The 17,878-nt window shown below is 43.9% G+C and carries 14 protein-coding genes; 5 read left to right on the top strand and 9 right to left on the bottom strand.

What is annotated here, in order from left to right; translation table 11 throughout:
• Nucleotide 1: 1 nt before the first annotated feature.
• The 5 genes from DXB15_RS08835 to DXB15_RS08815 all read right to left on the bottom strand — a co-directional run bounded on the left by DXB15_RS08835 (nt 2) and on the right by DXB15_RS08815 (nt 5,417).
• Nucleotides 2-1,255 carry a M24 family metallopeptidase gene (locus tag DXB15_RS08835; RefSeq protein WP_118702724.1) on the bottom strand — a complete coding sequence of 418 codons (1,254 nt, stop codon included), beginning with the start codon at nt 1,253-1,255 and terminating at the stop codon, nt 2-4.
• Between the two features lie 20 nt (nt 1,256-1,275).
• Nucleotides 1,276-2,142 (bottom strand): phosphate acyltransferase, encoded by an 867-nt coding sequence (locus DXB15_RS08830; RefSeq protein WP_118702723.1) that lies wholly within the window; start codon nt 2,140-2,142, stop codon nt 1,276-1,278.
• Nucleotides 2,143-2,310: 168 nt separating this feature from the next.
• Complete coding sequence (gene buk, locus DXB15_RS08825; protein WP_118702722.1) at nt 2,311-3,453, bottom strand: butyrate kinase; 1,143 nt, start codon at nt 3,451-3,453, stop codon at nt 2,311-2,313.
• Nucleotides 3,454-3,460: 7 nt separating this feature from the next.
• Nucleotides 3,461-4,243, bottom strand: coding sequence for an SDR family NAD(P)-dependent oxidoreductase (locus tag DXB15_RS08820; RefSeq protein ID WP_118702721.1), 783 nt, complete (start codon nt 4,241-4,243; stop codon nt 3,461-3,463).
• Nucleotides 4,244-4,259: 16 nt separating this feature from the next.
• Complete coding sequence (locus DXB15_RS08815; RefSeq protein WP_177957416.1) at nt 4,260-5,417, bottom strand: thiolase family protein; 1,158 nt, start codon at nt 5,415-5,417, stop codon at nt 4,260-4,262.
• Between the two features lie 283 nt (nt 5,418-5,700).
• Here DXB15_RS08815 and DXB15_RS08810 point away from each other — a divergent pair, with 283 nt between their 5' ends.
• Genes DXB15_RS08810 through DXB15_RS08800 form a run of 3 tightly spaced genes read left to right on the top strand, consistent with a single transcriptional unit; the run spans nt 5,701 to nt 8,088 of the window.
• The gene (locus DXB15_RS08810) at nt 5,701-6,585 is read left to right on the top strand and encodes a 3-keto-5-aminohexanoate cleavage protein (RefSeq protein ID WP_118702720.1); all 885 of its coding nucleotides are present in this window, start codon (nt 5,701-5,703) and stop codon (nt 6,583-6,585) included.
• Nucleotides 6,586-6,609: 24 nt separating this feature from the next.
• Complete coding sequence (locus DXB15_RS08805) at nt 6,610-7,251, top strand: SDR family NAD(P)-dependent oxidoreductase (protein WP_118702719.1); 642 nt, start codon at nt 6,610-6,612, stop codon at nt 7,249-7,251.
• 36 nt (nt 7,252-7,287) lie between these two features.
• The gene (locus DXB15_RS08800) at nt 7,288-8,088 is read left to right on the top strand and encodes an SDR family NAD(P)-dependent oxidoreductase (protein ID WP_158582229.1); all 801 of its coding nucleotides are present in this window, start codon (nt 7,288-7,290) and stop codon (nt 8,086-8,088) included.
• Between the two features lie 63 nt (nt 8,089-8,151).
• Here DXB15_RS08800 and DXB15_RS08795 read toward each other — a convergent pair whose 3' ends face one another.
• Both DXB15_RS08795 and DXB15_RS08790 read right to left on the bottom strand, forming a co-directional pair.
• The gene (locus DXB15_RS08795) at nt 8,152-9,093 is read right to left on the bottom strand and encodes an L-lactate dehydrogenase (RefSeq protein WP_118702717.1); all 942 of its coding nucleotides are present in this window, start codon (nt 9,091-9,093) and stop codon (nt 8,152-8,154) included.
• Nucleotides 9,094-9,152: 59 nt separating this feature from the next.
• Entirely contained in the window at nt 9,153-9,773 is a 621-nt protein-coding gene (locus DXB15_RS08790) for an HD domain-containing protein (RefSeq protein ID WP_118702716.1), read from the bottom strand.
• A 355-nt stretch (nt 9,774-10,128) separates the two neighbouring features.
• On the opposite strand from DXB15_RS08790, the gene asnA reads away from it, so the two are divergent.
• Together asnA and DXB15_RS08780 are read left to right on the top strand one after the other, a co-directional pair.
• Complete coding sequence (gene asnA, locus DXB15_RS08785) at nt 10,129-11,139, top strand: aspartate--ammonia ligase (protein ID WP_109215965.1); 1,011 nt, start codon at nt 10,129-10,131, stop codon at nt 11,137-11,139.
• 728 nt (nt 11,140-11,867) lie between these two features.
• A complete protein-coding gene (locus DXB15_RS08780; protein WP_118702715.1) occupies nt 11,868-13,202 on the top strand; it encodes an MATE family efflux transporter in 1,335 nt (444 codons plus the stop codon).
• A 503-nt stretch (nt 13,203-13,705) separates the two neighbouring features.
• Here the strand turns inward: DXB15_RS08780 and DXB15_RS08775 are convergent.
• Together DXB15_RS08775 and DXB15_RS08770 are read right to left on the bottom strand one after the other, a co-directional pair.
• Nucleotides 13,706-15,553, bottom strand: a complete 1,848-nt coding sequence (locus tag DXB15_RS08775) for an ABC transporter ATP-binding protein (protein WP_118702714.1) — start codon at nt 15,551-15,553, stop codon at nt 13,706-13,708.
• A complete protein-coding gene (locus DXB15_RS08770; protein ID WP_118702713.1) occupies nt 15,546-17,873 on the bottom strand; it encodes an ABC transporter ATP-binding protein in 2,328 nt (775 codons plus the stop codon). The genes DXB15_RS08775 and DXB15_RS08770 overlap by 8 nt, the downstream gene beginning before the upstream one ends.
• Between the last annotated feature and the right edge of the window lie 5 nt (nt 17,874-17,878).

The following is a 17,878-nucleotide window of genomic DNA, read 5'->3' as shown; positions in this document are numbered from 1 at the left end:
TTTAAAATGGACACTCTGTAATCTTATCAACTGGCCATTTTGTCAAAAGTTCATAACCATCTTTTGTAACAACCACATCTTCTTCCAGACGAACACCGAATTTTCCATATTTCGGGTCTTCTCCACCCGCCCAGGTTTCAACGGCTATTACCATACCTTCTTCCAGTTTTTCAATAATTCCAGCCTGTACCGTACCCGGTTTAAAGCAGGCCGGAGCTTCATGTAATGATAATCCAAGACCATGTCCCAACGCATATCCTGCTACATCCAGCCACTGATCATATCCCCAGTATTGTGGAGTCTTTGGCCAGCCTTCACAGATATCGGCAGTTGTATTTCCCGCTTTGATTCCTTTCATTCCTTCGTACAACATATTACGGCATTCCTCATATACCGCATTCTGAATTTCTGTCGCTTCTCCACATACAAACGTACGATAATAACAGGACTTATATCCCATATAGGAATTGCCATTTACATCGATACAGATCACATCCCCAGGTGCAATCGCCCGATCCGTATAATCAATATGAAGTGGATTGGTTCTCGGACCGGATGAGCATACAAACTCCTGTGTTTCATCTGCTCCGAGTTCATAAAGTTTTTTCATACCAATTCCTACCAGATCACATTCTCTGATTCCAGGTACAATCGCTTTTTTCATTTCATAAAAAGCTGCATCTGCAGACTCACAAGCCAGACGCATGCAGGCAATCTCATCTTCATTTTTGATTTTTCTTGCCTCAAACATCATATCATGTGCAGATTTTACCTTTGAAACGCCCTCAGCTTTCAGAGCAGCGCTTACCAGCAATTCCAATGTACAACCATCCAGACCGACTGTACCATCCATTAACCCATGTTCTTTTATGATTGGAATAATTTTTGCCATATGTGGTGCGAGATCTGATACCTTCGAACACCATTTTAATCCCGCCGGCGGTGCCCATAAACGATTTTCCATCCATGGCATTTCCTCTCTTAATGCATAAGCTGAAAAACTCGTTGTTAAAAATGCGTGCGGCTCACCGTTTTTTGGTAACACAACAAACTGTGCCTGACTGTAACGGCATGGAACCGTCGGATAACCTCCACAAATATAACGAATCGAATAAGCATCCCATGTGATCAGAACATCAATTCCGAATTTTTCCATTGCTTCTTTTGTTCTTTTCAGACGATAAGCTCTCATCCGTTCCCAGTCAATTCCACCCAGTCGATCCATAGACATTCTTCCATTTGTCCCTGCATACATAATACTTTTCCTCCCATTTTTTAATCATTTAATTTCATTGCAGCAGCTAATGCAATACACATATATTTTGTCTCTGTCATTGAAGCTCTCGAGCTCAGTATGACAGGTACTTTCGTTCCCAATATCAGTGATCCCACAGGGATTCTGCATGTCTGTGTGATTGCTTTTGTTGTACAGTTCGCACAGGTCAGATCCGGAAATACAAGCAGATCTGCATCTCCTGCTACCGGACTGTGAAATCCTTTGATTTCTGCTGCTTCTTTATTGATCGCAACGTCATATGATATTGGGCCTTCTATCAGACAATCTTTGATAATACCTTCCTGGTTCATACGCTTTAGTTCTGCTGCCTCAACGCTGTCCTGCATTTTTGGATTTACAACTTCCACCGAAGCTAAAACACCTACTTTTGGCTGCTCATACCCCATTGCAATTAACGCTTTCACTGCATTTTCAATAATCTGCCGCTTTTCGTCCAGAGTCGGGTTCATACAGATTCCCGCATCCGTAAATGCGATCAGCTTATGATAATGCGGTAATTCCCGGATTGACAGCATAGATACCAGATTTCCCGTTCGCAAATTGTTCTCCCGTTTTAAAATGGTGTGCATAAACTCTTTTGTATGCACCAGTCCCTTCATAATACAGTCTGCTTCCTGTTTATTTGCCAGATCTACAGCAATCTGGCAGGCCTTTTTATGATCCGTTTCATGAATAATCCTGATATTATTCTTCTCGCAGCAATATTCTGCCAGCATTTCGCCGATCAGTTCACTGTCTCCGATTAAAATCGGTGATATCAGGCACTCATGGTATGCACGTATAACCGCTGCAATTGTATTTGCATCTTCTGCGGCTACCACTGCGCATCTTGCCCTTTTATTCATACTCGAAACCTGTTCTATTAGCTGGTTAAATTTCGTATAAATGGTATCCACCTCCTCATTTTTACTACCTTCTTATATTTGCAATTTTTATGCCAGATTATATGCTCTATATAGCGCCTTATTTATGTCGTACAGCATAATTTTTATGCTTTTTGACATATCATTATGTTATTCAACATAATCACTTTTTTGAATACATGCTTCCAAAAATTCTTTATAATCCGAATATCCTTCCGGTACCCAGGTATATTCCTTTGGTAATTCTTCATTTAACAGCACCCGCATGCCGCCATTTGCCAGTGCCTGCATTTCATGCTCTCCCGGAATCACTTTTACCGGAGCCAGGAAGGAAACACGATCCGAAATCCATTTCACCAGCATTTCAGAATACGCAAGTCCTCCGGTCAGAATAATGCAGTCCATCTTTCCACTGTTGCATACGGAAAGTTCTCCAATTCCTTTTGCGATCTGATATGCCATATACCAGTAAATCATTTTTGCTTTCTCATCACCCTGCGCAATCATTTTTTCCACGCTGCGTGCGTCATGAACACCAAAATACGCAACCAGTCCGCTGTTTCCCCGCATTTTGTGAGCCATTTCTTCTTTGGAATATCTTCCGCTGTAACACATATTGATAACATCTGTGACAGGAATCCGACCTGCTCGCTGCGGTGACATCGGTCCGGCATCATCAAGTAATGTGTCAATCATACGCCCACCGGAATGAAAAGCCATGGTGATACCACCTCCCATATGAACAGTAATCATATTGCAGTCTTCATATTTTTTCCCCATTTCTTCCGCAATCTCTCTGGCTACCATTTTTGAATTCAGACAATGAGAAGTAACAAATCTTTTCACTTCCGGAATTCCCGTATAATGCATAATTTCATCTGCATCATCAGCAGATACACCGTCATAAAACATGGAAGGTATTCTATATTCTTTTCCGAGAATATAAGCAATAATTCCAGCCAGTGAAGATACATGCTGGGAACGTGGCGCATAGCGAAGCATTGTCTCCACATGCTCCGTTATCATATATGCACCGCTTTTCACACCATTAATTGACCCTCCACGTGCAACGATCATATCAACCTCAGACATATTGATTTTTTCTTCTTTTATAAAATCCTTTACTGTATCCAGACGCAGTTGTAACTGGTCGATCATTCTGACACAATCTTTTATTTTCTCCAGATCAACCATCAAATCCCGTTCCAGCACCGGTGTTCGTTCTTCATATAATGCTACTTTTGTTGACGTGGAACCAGGATTAATAATCAAAAGCTTCTTCTTTTTTTCCATAGCTTACTTACCCCATTGCTGTTAATCCACCATCCGGATAAATAATCTGTCCGGAAACAAAATCAGACGCTGCAGATGCCAGAAAAATTGCCGGTCCCACACAATCTTGCGGTTCTCCAATTCTCTGAAGCGGCATATTAGCTGCTTTTGCGGCACGTTCCTTTGGATCAGACGGAAGAATTCCTTCCATCATCGGAGTATATGTAATAGTTGGACCGATGGCATTAACATATACATACGGACCAAGATCCTTTGCAGCCATTCTTGTCAGCATATCAACTGCGCCCTTGGTTGCCCCATAACCGGAATTTCCTCCACCACATGCCCGGATCCCACGAACCGAAGACAGATTTATAATTTTTCCTTTTCCAACATCTTCTTTCATATGTCTGCCATAGTATTTCATGGTCAGCATAACTGACTTCACATTTACCTGAAACATCTGATCCCAGACCTTTGCATCCATTTCTGTAATAGGATATTTTTTATTAAATCCCTGTGCATTTACAAGAATATCTATATGCTTTAATTGCTGTACTGTTTTCTCATATAATTCTTTTACACTTTCTTCTGCTCCTGCATCTACCGTATAATAAATGACTTCACATCCGCAGGATTCCTTTATTTCTTTCTGTGCCCGCTGCAGACTTTCCACTTTTCGACTTGCAATCACCACGTTTGCTCCATACATGGCCAATCCCTGCGCAATTGCCTGTCCTATTCCACCTGCGCCGCCAACAACCACAGCATTTTTTCCATTCAGATCAAATAAATTTTCTGCTATTTTCATTTTTACCTCTCCTTCCTTAACACATTTCAAAAATACCTGCTGCACCCATGCCACCGCCAATACACATTGTGACCAGAGCTCGCTTTTTATGGCGAACTTTTAAATAATCCAGGGCCTTACAGGTCAGGAAAATACCGGTTGCCCCCATGGGATGTCCCAATGCCATTGCGCCACCCCATGGATTTATTTTTTCTTTCGGTAATTTTAATTCTCTGGTACAGGCAATATCCTGTGCCGCAAATGCTTCATTTAATTCAATCACATCGATATCTTCCAGTGTCATATCTGCTTTTTTCATTGCCTTGGGGACAGCATAAATCGGTCCAAGCCCCATGTATCTGCCGTCACATCCCCCCACTGCAAACGATACAAATTTTGCGATTGGCTTAATTCCTAACTGTTCTGCTTTTTCTCTGCTCATTAAAATTGCAAAAGCAGCGCCATCGCTCATCTGCGAAGATGTTGCCGCTGTCACAACACCATCTTCTTTAAAGCAAGGTTGTAACGATGAAACTTTTTCCAATGTCGTCCCTCTTCTGATTCCCTCATCCCGGGTTACAACAATCGTATTTCCATCCGTATCTTTTCCTGTAACCGGAATAATGGACATATTCAGATAACCGTTGTCCTGTGCCTTGGCAGCACGCCGATGGCTTTCTACTGCCATTTCATCCATTTCTCTTCTGGATATTTCATATTTTCTGGCAACATTTTCCGCAGTTAATCCCATACTGATATAGGCACCTTCACAATTTTTTACCAGCCAGGGATTTCTCTCTGATGGATCTGCCGATTTAAAAGTATGTGTCATATCTTCTATGCCACCAGCAATCATGACTTCCTCCTGTCCACACATAATCGCATTTGCACAGGTTGCAATTGCCTGAAGTCCTGAGGAGCAATATCTGTTAATGGTCTGTGCACAGATACTGTCCGGGAGCTGTGCACGCTGTATCACCTGACGCGCAACATTTAAATTCAATGTCTTAACCGGCATTGCACACCCAAGAATCAAGTCTGAAATCCATTCCGGTTTTAACTGCGGAACCTGTGCCAGCACTCCCTTTAAAGTTTCTGCCGCCCAATCCACCGGATGCACATTTGCCAGAGCACCTTTTTTTGCTCTGCATACAGCACTTCTTCCATATGCTACTATTACTGCTTCCTGCAACATTTTTTCTATCCTCCATTCCTTTTTTTGCATTTTGTATTTTTCTTACGCCATACAATATTGCAAATATAATGCCAGTAATATCAGCCTCAAAATTCCTCTGTCTGTACTTATTTTTCCACAAATATGTCAATCAGCATAATCACATTATGTCGTTTGGCACACAAATTATGTCGTTTAACATATTTTTATTTCTGTTCCGGGCAAATCTCCCGTCCAAACTCTGGCATCTGATTTGCATGTTATCTACATATCAAACTAATACGAAGAAAGGATCTTTTATATTATGAAAAAAACAATTATCACCGCAGCACTTACAGGTGCAGTCACACCGGCAGGATACCAAATTCCGGAAACTCCAGAGCAGATTGCTGAATCCGCATACAACTGCTGGAAACTGGGTGCCGCTATTGTTCATTTGCATATGAGAGGCGAAGACGGTTACGGTACCATGAATAAAGAACGTTTTCGCCAGACGATAAAACTCATTCGTTCTCATAAAGATTGTGATGTAATTATAAACTGTACTTCCTCCGGTGCCTCAAAAGCGCACCCTGCCACCAATGAAGAACGTATGGCTCATCATAAAGAAATCCCCGGTATTGAAATGGGCACTTATGATGCCGGAACCTTTAACTGGGGATGTATCGGAATGTTTGAAAATACCGGTGAATTTTTAAAAAATCTCGGAACATTATATAAAGAGAAGGGAATTAAGCCAGAATGTGAGATTTTTGATTATGGAATGCTGACCAACGTGGAATATTTCAGAAAACAGGGTATTTTAACGGATCCCATTCATTACCAGATGTGTCTTGGTGTAAAAGGCGCCATGGATGCCACTGTTGAAAATCTGGAATATTTAGTACGACATCTGCCTGAGAACTGTACCTGGTCCGGCTTTGGTGTTGGTGCCGGACACATGCCGATCATATATGCATGTCTTGCACTGGGCGGTCATATCCGGGTTGGACTGGAAGATAATGTAGTCTACGGAAAAGATAAAAATGGAAACAAAATTTTTGCAACAAATGAACTGCTTGTACAAAGAGCTGTAACGGCAATTGAAACTTTCGGTAACGAAGTCGCTACTCCTTCCGAAGCACGTGAAATACTGGGCATTCCGCCTTTGAAAATGGATGAAATTCGAAAAGAACTTGGAATTGATTAATTATTACAGAAAGGATTTTTACTGATGGAAGTCAAAAATAAAGTAATCATCATCATTGGTGCCGATCACCCTGCCGGATATGCCCTGATGCATCTGTTAAACGGGGAAAATACATTTATCTATGCATATGGTGCTTCTCTGTCATTTGATTTCAAAAGAAAAACTAATATTACATACCACTCCTTTTCGCCTGAACACATTACTTTTTTACAGGAAAATATTCAGGAAATTTATAACATTCATGGCCATATTGATACCGTATTTTGTATCATCCCCGATTCTGTTCCAGAAATAAATGTAACAGACTTAACTCCGGAACTTTTACAGCAGGCAATGTTAAAAACAACCTATTGTGCATGGAAATCCACTTTGTATGCTGTCCCATATTTAAAAAATGCAACACATGGAAGCGTTATTTTTATAACATCTAACAGCCATCGACATATCTCACCAGATAACAGTTTATCTTCCTTGTGCAGCGCTTCCATTGAATCAATCACAAAAAATTTTGCTTCTGAAGTCGCTGCCTTTGGAATCCGTATATGTTCCGTTGCTGCAGACATCAGGGCGACTCCTGACCAGATTGCTTCCTGTGCAATGTTTCTTGCCTCTGAACAGGCTTCTTATATCACAGGAACTATGATCGAAGTCAGCCCATTACTTTAAAACAATTATTTTACATTTATCATGGAGGCAAACAAAATGAATATTAATTTAAAAGGGAAAGTCGCCGTCATCACTGGTGGCACAAGCGGAATTGGAGCTGCTGCAACAAATCTGTTTTTAGAATCAGGAGCTTCCGTCTGTGTGTGCGATGTCAGACAGGATCTGATTGATCAGATAAATGAGCGTGCAATTTCCATGCATCTCCCGTTATCAGGCATCGTTGCAGACATTACCAACCATTCCCAGATGGAAAATTTATTAAACAGAACCATTGAAAAATTCGGAAAAATTGATATTTTCATCAATAATGCCGGGATGGGATGTCCGGATGGTTTTCTTACGATTAATGATAACCTCTGGTTTCGGGAAATAAATGTAAATTTATCTGCCGTTATCGATGCCTGCAATCTCATTATTCCATATTTTGAAAGACAGGGATATGGCTGTATTCTGTCGACATCCTCCTTATGTGGCCGAATTGCTGCAACGGTGCGAAGTATCTACGCAATCACCAAATGCTGTGTAAATGTATATACCAGTTCACTTGCAGAGGAATTAGCCGATAAAAATATTCGGGTAAATGCCATTGCTCCCGGCATGGTAGGCACTGATATGGTCAAAAAAAATCATCCGGATCCGGACGACTATCGTTCCCTTGGAAAAAGTTCTATGTTACAACGAATGGGAGAACCGGAAGAAATTGCCGCAGCTATGGTCTTTTTAGCCTCTGATCTTGCAAGCGGTATCACAGGAGAAGTTCTTGAAGTTACCGGTGGCAAATGTGTTGTTCAGGATCCAGACTATTCATGGAACATCAGCAATCCCCTTCTTTCTTAATATAAAAACGGGGGCTTGTACCGCAAGCCCCTGCCCCCTCTTATTTTTTATACAAATCATTTTTTATAACCAGATTTTCTGCAGGATTTCCTTCAACTCATTTGCGGAGTGAAGGAGTTCCGTATTTTCTTTTTCGTTCAATGGAATCTCCAATACCTGCTGCACACCGTTTCCGCCAACGATGGCCGGTACACTGATACACAGATCTGACAGTCCGTACTCTCCCTGCATCAGACTGGAAATCGGCAATACTGCGCCCTCATCCCGAATCAACGCCGCCGCAATCCGCGTGACCGCCATGGCTACACCATAATAAGTAGCACCTTTTTCTTCAATAATCTGATACGCGCTCTCACGCACCCGGCGGTAAATCTGCTCCATCGCCTGTTCGTGATCATAATGTCCCCGGATTTCGCAGAAATCATGGATTGGAATTCCGGATACGTTAGCACCGCTCCACACAGCAAGTTCGCTGTCTCCATGTTCTCCGATGATCATGGCATGTACACTGGCAGAATCCACCTGCAGATGTTCACTGAGCAGATAACGAAAGCGCGCGGAATCCAGCACCGTTCCACTGCCAATTACCCTCTCCTTTGGATATCCTGATATCTTCCACGCTGCATATGTCAAAATATCCACCGGATTGCTGACAATCAGCAAAATTCCTTCAAAATTCTGAGCCGTAATCTGCGGAATAATATTTTTAAATATTTCCACATTTTTGTACACCAGTGCCGTCCGGCTCTCTCCGGGTTTCTGTGCCGCTCCCGCCGTAATAATGATCAGTCCGCAGTCTCCCACATCGGAATAATCTCCTGCATAAATCTGCATCATATGTGCAAAAGGCCGCCCATGGGCAATATCCGCTGCCTCACCATGTGCTTTTTTCTGATCCGCATCAATGAGCACCAACTCCGAAAAAAGTCCTTTCTGCATCAGTGCAAATGCTGTGGAAGATCCCACAAATCCACAGCCGATGATCGCTGCTTTCTGTCTGTTCATAGCCGTTTCCTCCAGATTCGTATAAAATATATGTTTATACTTTCCGGAAACTGAACTTTTTATGCGTACCCGGATTTTTTCTTACCGTCATCAATAATATTTCCATCATCAATATTTTTCTTAAAAAAATTCTCATAGGCATAGTCCCATAAAACCTGTGAACCTTCGGCGGTGTGAGCATTACGCTTCATGATCTGACTTATAGCGATGCCATGTTCTTTCCATGAAACACCATTGTTTACCACATTCAGCATAGCCGGCTGCAGGTTGTCCATCGTATGTGCAAATTTTGCCTCCGGCGTTTCTCCTGCCTCAAATTCTTCCCAAATGTCCCGCAGTTTGCTCTGCTGATCCTCTGGAAGCAGCGCATAGATACGATCTGCCGCCTGGCATTCCCTCTCGCGCTGTGTTTTCAATCCTTCTTCGTCATACGCATAGGTATCTCCCGCATCGATCTCCACAATATCGTGGATCAAAAGCATGGTAACCGTCCGCAACACATCAATTTTTTCATTGGCGTATTCTGACAAAAGTACCGTCATGATTGCCATATGCCATGCATGTTCCGCGTCATTTTCCCGACGCACATTGTCCGACAATCTCGTCTGCCGCTGAATAAACTTTTCCTTATCAATCTCTTTTATAAAATCAAACTGCTGATCCAGTCGTTTTCTATCCATTCCGTGCCTCCCTCTTTTTTGCTGAGTGTCCTTTTATTATATGCCACCGACCACGTAATAGCAATTTTTTATTCATCATACATCCTCACCAAATGTTTCTCCCCTTCATAAAAAATCAACTTCCTGCATATACTATATGTTTTTTGCATTTTTCTATGTGAAATAAGTATCAAATCTTGAAAAATCATACTTAGATGCTATAATAAACAATGGCTGAATCATGAATAAACATAATTTGTGCTCAGCATATGACACTCGTCACTTTATAACCATCCAGAATCAGCTAATTAATCCGTTAATTTTCTGACACTGAATGATTATGAACAGATATAAAAAAATAATAGAGGAGATTTTTATGGGTACCATCACTATTCCAAAAGGTTATAAATCTGACCTCAATCTGCACGATACACAGATTGCGATCAAGACAGTAAAGGATTTCTTTCAGACACGTCTGGCTCAGGAATTGAACCTTGCCCGTGTATCTGCACCACTTTTTGTAGATCCGGCTTCCGGATTGAACGACAACTTAAACGGTGTGGAGCGCCCGGTAAGCTTTGACATTGCAGAGCAGAACGGACGCATCGGAGAAGTTGTACATTCTCTGGCAAAATGGAAACGTTACGCATTAGACAAATACGATTTTGAAGTCGGCTCCGGACTTTACACTGATATGAATGCCATCCGCCGCGATGAAGTGACAGACAACATTCATTCCATTTTCGTTGATCAGTGGGACTGGGAAAAAGTTATTGAAAAATCTCAGAGAAATCTGGATACATTAAAAGAAACTGTTCGTCAGGTTTACAAAGTACTGCGCAAGACAGAAAAATACATGTCCATTCAGTATGATTACATCCATGAAATCTTACCAAAAGATATTTTCTTTGTAACAACACGCGAACTGGAAGAAATGTTCCCGGACAACACTCCGAAGGAACGTGAATATTATATCGCACAGGCAAAAGGTGCTGTCTGCATTATGCAGATCGGTGATAAACTGGAATGCGGCGAACCGCACGACGGTCGTGCTCCGGATTACGATGACTGGGCTCTAAATGCAGATATCGTTGTTTACTATCCGGTACTTGACATCGCACTGGAACTTTCTTCCATGGGTATCCGTGTAGACGAAGTATCCCTGAAAGAGCAGCTTGACAAAGCCGGCTGCCCGGAGCGTGCAGAACTTCCGTTCCAGAAAGCAATTCTGGAGAAAAAACTTCCATACACTATGGGTGGTGGAATCGGACAGTCCCGTATCTGTATGTTCTTCCTGCGTAAAGCACATATCGGAGAGGTACAGTGCTCTCTGTGGCCGGAAGAAATGGAAGCAAAACTGAAAGAGGCTGGAATTCAGCTTCTTTAGGCTTATAATAAAATTAAATATTTTAAAGCGAAATCGAAGACTTCTTCTGCAACCGCTAGACGTGCGCTACCCTCATCTCACTTCGTTTTCATCGCGCTCACTCCCACCTCCTATAAAAGCTGGTCGGTTCCCGTTCGCGCAAAAACTTGTGAGACTCAGTCGCTTACTTAATCGCTTGTCGCAGAAGAAGTCTTCGATTTCGTCATTTACACATTCAAGTCGAACGCACGTGAGACTTGGTGCGTGATTCTGGTCAGCGCAAGCTGACATCTTCTTTTCAGAATCACTGCACTCTACACTCCGTTCCGGTCGGCGCAAAACCATTGTCTCCCAGACAATGTGCGCCCTCGCGGAGCATTTATCTCAGTCGGAGATTGAACTCCCACTGAGAAATACTTGTTACTACTCACCACTTGCAGAAGTGGGAGTCTCATCTCAGACTGAGATGAAAATGCATCTATAGTAATATTCAAAAATTTTCTCAATATGATACCGCAAGAATCCATTGTGTAACTATTGAAACAAAAAAACGTCTACAATCATGTGGGATATGTTCATTTAATAATCGTACAGCATGACTTTGTAACGTAAATGAAAGGACTCTGGCTATTTTGTCTCGGCCAGCGATTGTTAGCGGATGAGACAAAATCGCAGAGTCCTTTTTCACAACCTAAATTTTAAATCATGCACTTTTAAAAAAATTAAACGATAAAGGGAGTATAACATACATGGGGAAAAGAACTTTTAACTGGGCGGAATTAAAGCCAGAAGTCAAACAAGTCTGGCAATTAAGTCTGCCCGCGATTTTAACGCAGATCACCACCATCGCCATGCAGTACATTGACTCTGCCATGGTCGGTGCTCTGGGCGCTGCCGCTTCTGCTGCCATCGGTCTGGTCGTTGCCATGACCTGGCTGTACAACGGCGTGCTATCCGCAGTTTCTGCCGGATTTTCGGTGCAGGTGGCGCATCACATCGGAGCAAATCAGGATATGGAAGCCCGAAATGTCGTCCGGCACGGTCTGATCAGTGCCCTGATTATTTCCGGACTTTTGTGTTTAAGCGGTCTTCTGCTCAGTCATCCGCTGCCGATCGCATTGGGTGGCGATCCTGCAATCTGCCCGGATGCAACTGCATACTTTTTCGTGTACTCGCTGATGATCCCGTTTTCACAGTTGAACTCCCTGACATCGTCCTTTTTACAATGCTGCGGTGATATGGTAACACCAAGTATTTTGAATGCCGTCATGTGTGGGCTGGATGTTGTGTTCAATGCTCTGCTGATTCCGCATTTCGGCGTTCTCGGTGCAGGTATGGGAACAGCGCTGGCCTGCGCCGTGATCAGTCTGATCATGGCATGGCGCTGCTGTATTTCCAATAAGCGGCTGCGGATCAGACGTACCGATAAGCATCCTTTTGACCGCAATATTCTAAAAAAGGCATTCCAGATTGGAATGCCTGTGGCGGTACAGGAAATCGCCATGAACGGTGCCATGGTCATGTCCACCAGAATCATTGCGCCACTGGGTGCTGCCGCCATCGCTGCCAACTCCTTCGCGGTCACCGCAGAAAGTCTCTGCTACATGCCAGGATATGGTCTCGGCATGGCAGCAACAACACTCGTTGGGCGAAGCATCGGTGCCGGAGAGTTAAAAACTGCCAAACGATATGGCAATATCAGTACCGCCATGGGCGCGATTTTTATGGGCTGCACCGGTGCGGTCATGATGTTTGCCTGCCCGTTCGTTTTCCGGCTTCTGACACCCGATACAACCGTACAGGCCATGGCTGTTCATGTTCTGAGAATTGAGCTGCTTTCCGAACCGCTTTTCGGAGTGTCCATCGTAGCTGCCGGAGCACTGCGTGGAACCGGCGATACCTTCGTGCCAAGTCTGATGAACCTCGGCAGCATCTGGATCGTGCGTATCGGTCTGGCATTAATTCTGGTCAAACGCCTTGGACTTACCGGAATGTGGATTGCAATGTCCATTGAACTTTGCGTCCGCGGATTGCTGATGCTGTATCGGCAACACACCACGAAATATTATCGTTCGCGTACTTAAGTAAGGAAGAAAACAAAAACATCCAAGACAGACACGAACAGTTTTCTATCTTCGTTGCGCCGCTTATCTCCGACTGCTCCCGTGAACTCACCAACAGCAAAAACAGCTGTTGGCTCAAACACACTCCCGCAGTCGGGCTATGCTCACTTCGATAACGAAAATTGTCCTACCGTCTTGTCTTTGGATGTGTAGATGTGCAGTGATTCTGAGAAGAATATGTCAGCTTTCGCTGACCAGAATCACGCACCAAGTCTCACGTGCGTTCGACTTGAATTTCTTCCATTTACACAACTGAAATAGCAAAATCAGAGAAAGTTTCCTCGACGAACGATTCAGTGAACGACTGAGTTTTGCAAGTTTTGCGCGAACGGGAAACGACCGGCTTTTATCGGAGTTGGAAGTGAGCGCGATAAAACCGAAGCAAAACGAAGGTAGTGAATGGCTAGTGAGTGAGGAAACTTTCTCTGATTTTGTTTTCACATATTAAATTTTAACAAATACTTCTACTCGGAGAACTGGCTATTATACAGATCCGCATAAAATCCACCCTTCGCCAGCAATTCCGCATGATCACCCTGCTCAATGATATCTCCATCTTTCATCACAAGAATCATATCCGCATTTTTGATCGTAGACAACCGATGCGCAATGACAAAACTGGTTCGTCCCTTCATCAGATTATCCATCGCACTCTGAATCAGTTCCTCCGTTCTTGTATCAACAGAAGACGTTGCCTCATCCAGAATCAGAATACGGTTATCTGCCAAAATCGCTCTCGCGATGGTCAGCAGCTGCTTCTGTCCCTGAGAAATATTGCTTGCATCCTCATTCAGCTCCATGTCATAGCCACCCGGCAGTGTCCGGATAAAGTGATCCGCATGTGCTGCCTTTGCCGCTTCAATGACTTCCTCATCGGTAGCATCCAGACGTCCGTAACGGATATTTTCCATAATGCTTCCCTTAAAGAGCCAGGTATCCTGCAATACCATTCCAAACGCATCTCTCAGCTCCCGGCGGTTGAAATCGCGGATATCGTGACCATCAATGCGAATGGAACCACTATTCACATCATAGAAACGCATCAGCAATTTTACCATCGTCGTCTTACCTGCACCTGTTGGTCCAACGATAGCAATCTTCTGTCCGGCTTCTGCCTTTGCACTGAAATCATGGATGATCATCTGATCCGGATTGTAACCAAAGCTTACGTGCTCAAATTCTACGTTTCCGACTACTTTTGTCACATCTGCAGGCTGCTCCACGATCTGATCTTCTTCCTCTTCTTCCAGGAATTCAAACACACGCTCTGCCGCTGCTGCCATGGACTGCACCTGATTTGTTACCTGTGCGATCTGCTGGATCGGCTGTGTGAAACTCTTCACATACTGGATAAACGCCTGAATATCACCAATGGTAATAATTCCACGGATTGCCAGCATACCGCCGCTGAGTGCAACTGCCGCATAACCAAGGTTTCCGATAAACTGCATGATCGGCATCATGATTCCGGAAAGGAACTGGGATTTCCATGCAGAAGTATACAATACGTCATTGGTCTGGTTGAACTGAGCAATCATCTCGTCTTCTTTATTATAAGCTTTGATCACCAGATGACCGCCATAGCTTTCCTCTACCTGACCATTGATATGTCCAAGGTATTCCTGCTGTGTGATAAAGTGTTTCTGTGATTTTTTTACCACCAGTGACACGCAAAGTCCGGAAACCGGAAGCACAACCAGCGCGATCAGCGTCATCAGCGGAGAGATGCTGAGCATCATTACAAGCACACCGATGATCGTTGCTGTGGATGTAATGATCTGGGTCACACTCTGGTTTAAGCCCATGCCAAGGGTATCCACATCGTTGGTGATTCTGGATAACACCTCACCGTAAGTACGGCTCTCAAAATATTTCATCGGCATGCGGTTGATTTTTTCCGTAATCTCTTTTCGCATCCGGTAACAGATTTTCTGTGTGATACCGGTCATGATCCATCCCTGCAGAAAACTTAAGACAGAGCTGAGCAGGTATAAACCAAGCACAAAAAGCAGGATTTTTCCGATATAAGTAAAATCAATGCCGCCGGTTCCGGCTACTTTTGCCATCAGACCGCTTGCCAGCGCTGTGGTTGCCTTACCAAGTACTTTCGGTCCTACGACACTGAATACGGTGGAGCAGGCCGCAATGATCATAACAAACACAACGGCTATTTTATATTTTCCAATATAGCGGAGCATTTTTCCGATTGCTCCTTTGAGGTCTTTTGCCTTTTCTCCCGGTGCCATTCCTCTGCCCGGTCCCATCGGACGTCTTTGTCTGGAAGCGGAATGTGTATTTCTCTCATTACTCATGATCTTCTGCCTCCTCTCCGTCTGTCAGTCCAAGTTCTTTTGCTGACATCTGAGATTTTGCAATCTCCTGATATACCGTACAGGTTTTCATCAGTTCCTCATGAGTGCCTTTACCCACGATCTGTCCTTCATCCAGAACAAGGATCTGGTCTGCATGTAAAATCGTGCTGATACGCTGTGCCACGATGATCACCGTGCTGTCCTGAACGGTATTTGACAGTGCTTTTCTCAGTTTTGCATCTGTTTTCAGATCCAGTGCAGAAAAACTGTCGTCAAACACAAAAATCTTCGGATGTTTTGCAATGGCACGGGCAATGGCAAGACGCTGTTTCTGTCCGCCGGAAACGTTTGTTCCGCCCTGTGCGATCGGTGCATCGTATTTCTCAGATTTTTCTTCAATAAAATCTTCCGCCTGGGCGATCTGAGCCGCCTGACGCACATCTGCATCACTGGCGTCCTTATTACCCAAACGCAGGTTGGATGCAATGGTTCCGGAGAACAGCACACCTTTCTGCGGTACAAAGCCAATCTGCTGACGCAGATCTTTCATGGAAAGCTCCCGGATATCGGTGCCATCCAGCGTAATGCTTCCCTCTGTCACATCGTACAGACGCGGAATCAGGTTTACGATCGTTGACTTACCGCAGCCGGTACTTCCGATGATAGCTGTGGTCTGTCCCGGGTTCGCCGTAAAATCAATATCCGTAATCGCGGTTTCTTTGCTTCCCGGATACGTGAAATCAACATGTGAAAATTTCAAGACACCTGCTGTTTTCTCAACATGTTTCGGTTCTTCTGCTTCTTTGATAGAAATATCCATATTTAATACTTCATCGATACGGTCTGCTGCCACACCGGCACGCGGAAGCATGACAGACATTGCAGTCAGCATCAAAAATGCCATAACGATCAGCATTGCGTAAGTGATAAATGCAGTCATAGAACCAACCTGCATTACGCCAAGGTCGATTTTCTTTGCTGCCACCCAGACGATTGCAACCGTCAGTGCATACATGATCATCATCATACCAGGCATCATTAATGTCATAACACGGTTAGTAAAAAGCATGGTCTTGGTCAGTTCGCGGTTCACGCCGTCAAAACGTTCTTCCTCTTTGTCCTCACGACGGAAAGCACGGATAACAGAAAGACCGGTCAAAATCTCTCTGGAAACAAGGTTGACATCGTCGACTTTCTCCTGCATTTTCTTGAATTTCGGCATTGTCGCACCCATCAGGATCATGACAAATGCAAAAATTACGATAACCGCCACTACGATCAGCCATCCCATTCCGGCTTTTGTCTGTACCACTTTAATGATACCGCCGATTCCGATGATCGGTGCATAAGCAAGCATTCGTAAAAATACCGCTGTCACCATCTGAATCTGCTGTACGTCATTCGTACTTCTGGTGATCAATGACGCAGTAGAAAAATGCTCCATCTCCGCATTAGAAAAATGCATAACTTTTTCATACAGTCTGCCACGCAGAGAACGTCCCACACCTGCTCCGACCTTGGAAGCCAGATAAGAAACAAAAATTGCTGCGGCCATCATGACTGCGGCAAGCCCTGCCATCTGCAATCCTTTTTTCCAAAGATATGCGGTCTGAATTTTTGCCAGATCCAGACCTGCATCCTCGTCACAGGCTGCCGCGTACGCTGCTCCGGTAGAAGTAAGCATGGAGTCGCCCATGGTTTCCACCATATCTTCCATGGAATCACGCATGGATAAAACAGCACTTTCGTCCATCTGTCCGGATGCCTCCATTGCCTCAAAAATCGGACGTACATCCACGCAGTTGACGGTCTGTGTGCTTCCGTCGTCCTGCTCAACTTCTTTTTCTGATACACTCAGTTCTGTGCCAAGCATCTGCCCGATCTGCTCCAGACTCATCTGTTCGTATCCAGATACGTCCTGCCCGTTCTGTGTTGCCAGCATTTCTTTGAACTGGTCTTCTTCCATCTGAGACATCTGATAATTCAGGATCAGTGGAATCGCAAATTCGGAATCCAGCTCATCCAGGGTATCTTTGTCTGTTACAGAACATTCATAGGTCTTATGCTGCGTTGCCTCATAACTGGAAGCCCATAACGTCTTTTCTTCTTTCGTCATAAAAAGCTGTGCATTCTCATACTCTTCTGACGTCATTTCCTGTGGAAGAATATGTTCGATTCCCTTATTCTGAATACCCACATCAATGATATCTGCGGTATATGTCGGCAACGCCAGATCACAGTACGCCTGGATTACAAGCACCACCACGATCAGAATGATCGATTTCCAGTACGGAAGCATATTTTTAAAAATCTTCTTCATTTCCG

The organism is Roseburia sp. OM02-15, assembly GCF_003481835.1.
In the GTDB taxonomy this organism is placed as follows: domain Bacteria; phylum Bacillota; class Clostridia; order Lachnospirales; family Lachnospiraceae; genus Eubacterium_I; species Eubacterium_I ramulus_A.
The sequence above is the reverse complement of the archived record's forward strand: the minus strand, read 5'-3'. Positions and strand labels throughout refer to the sequence as shown.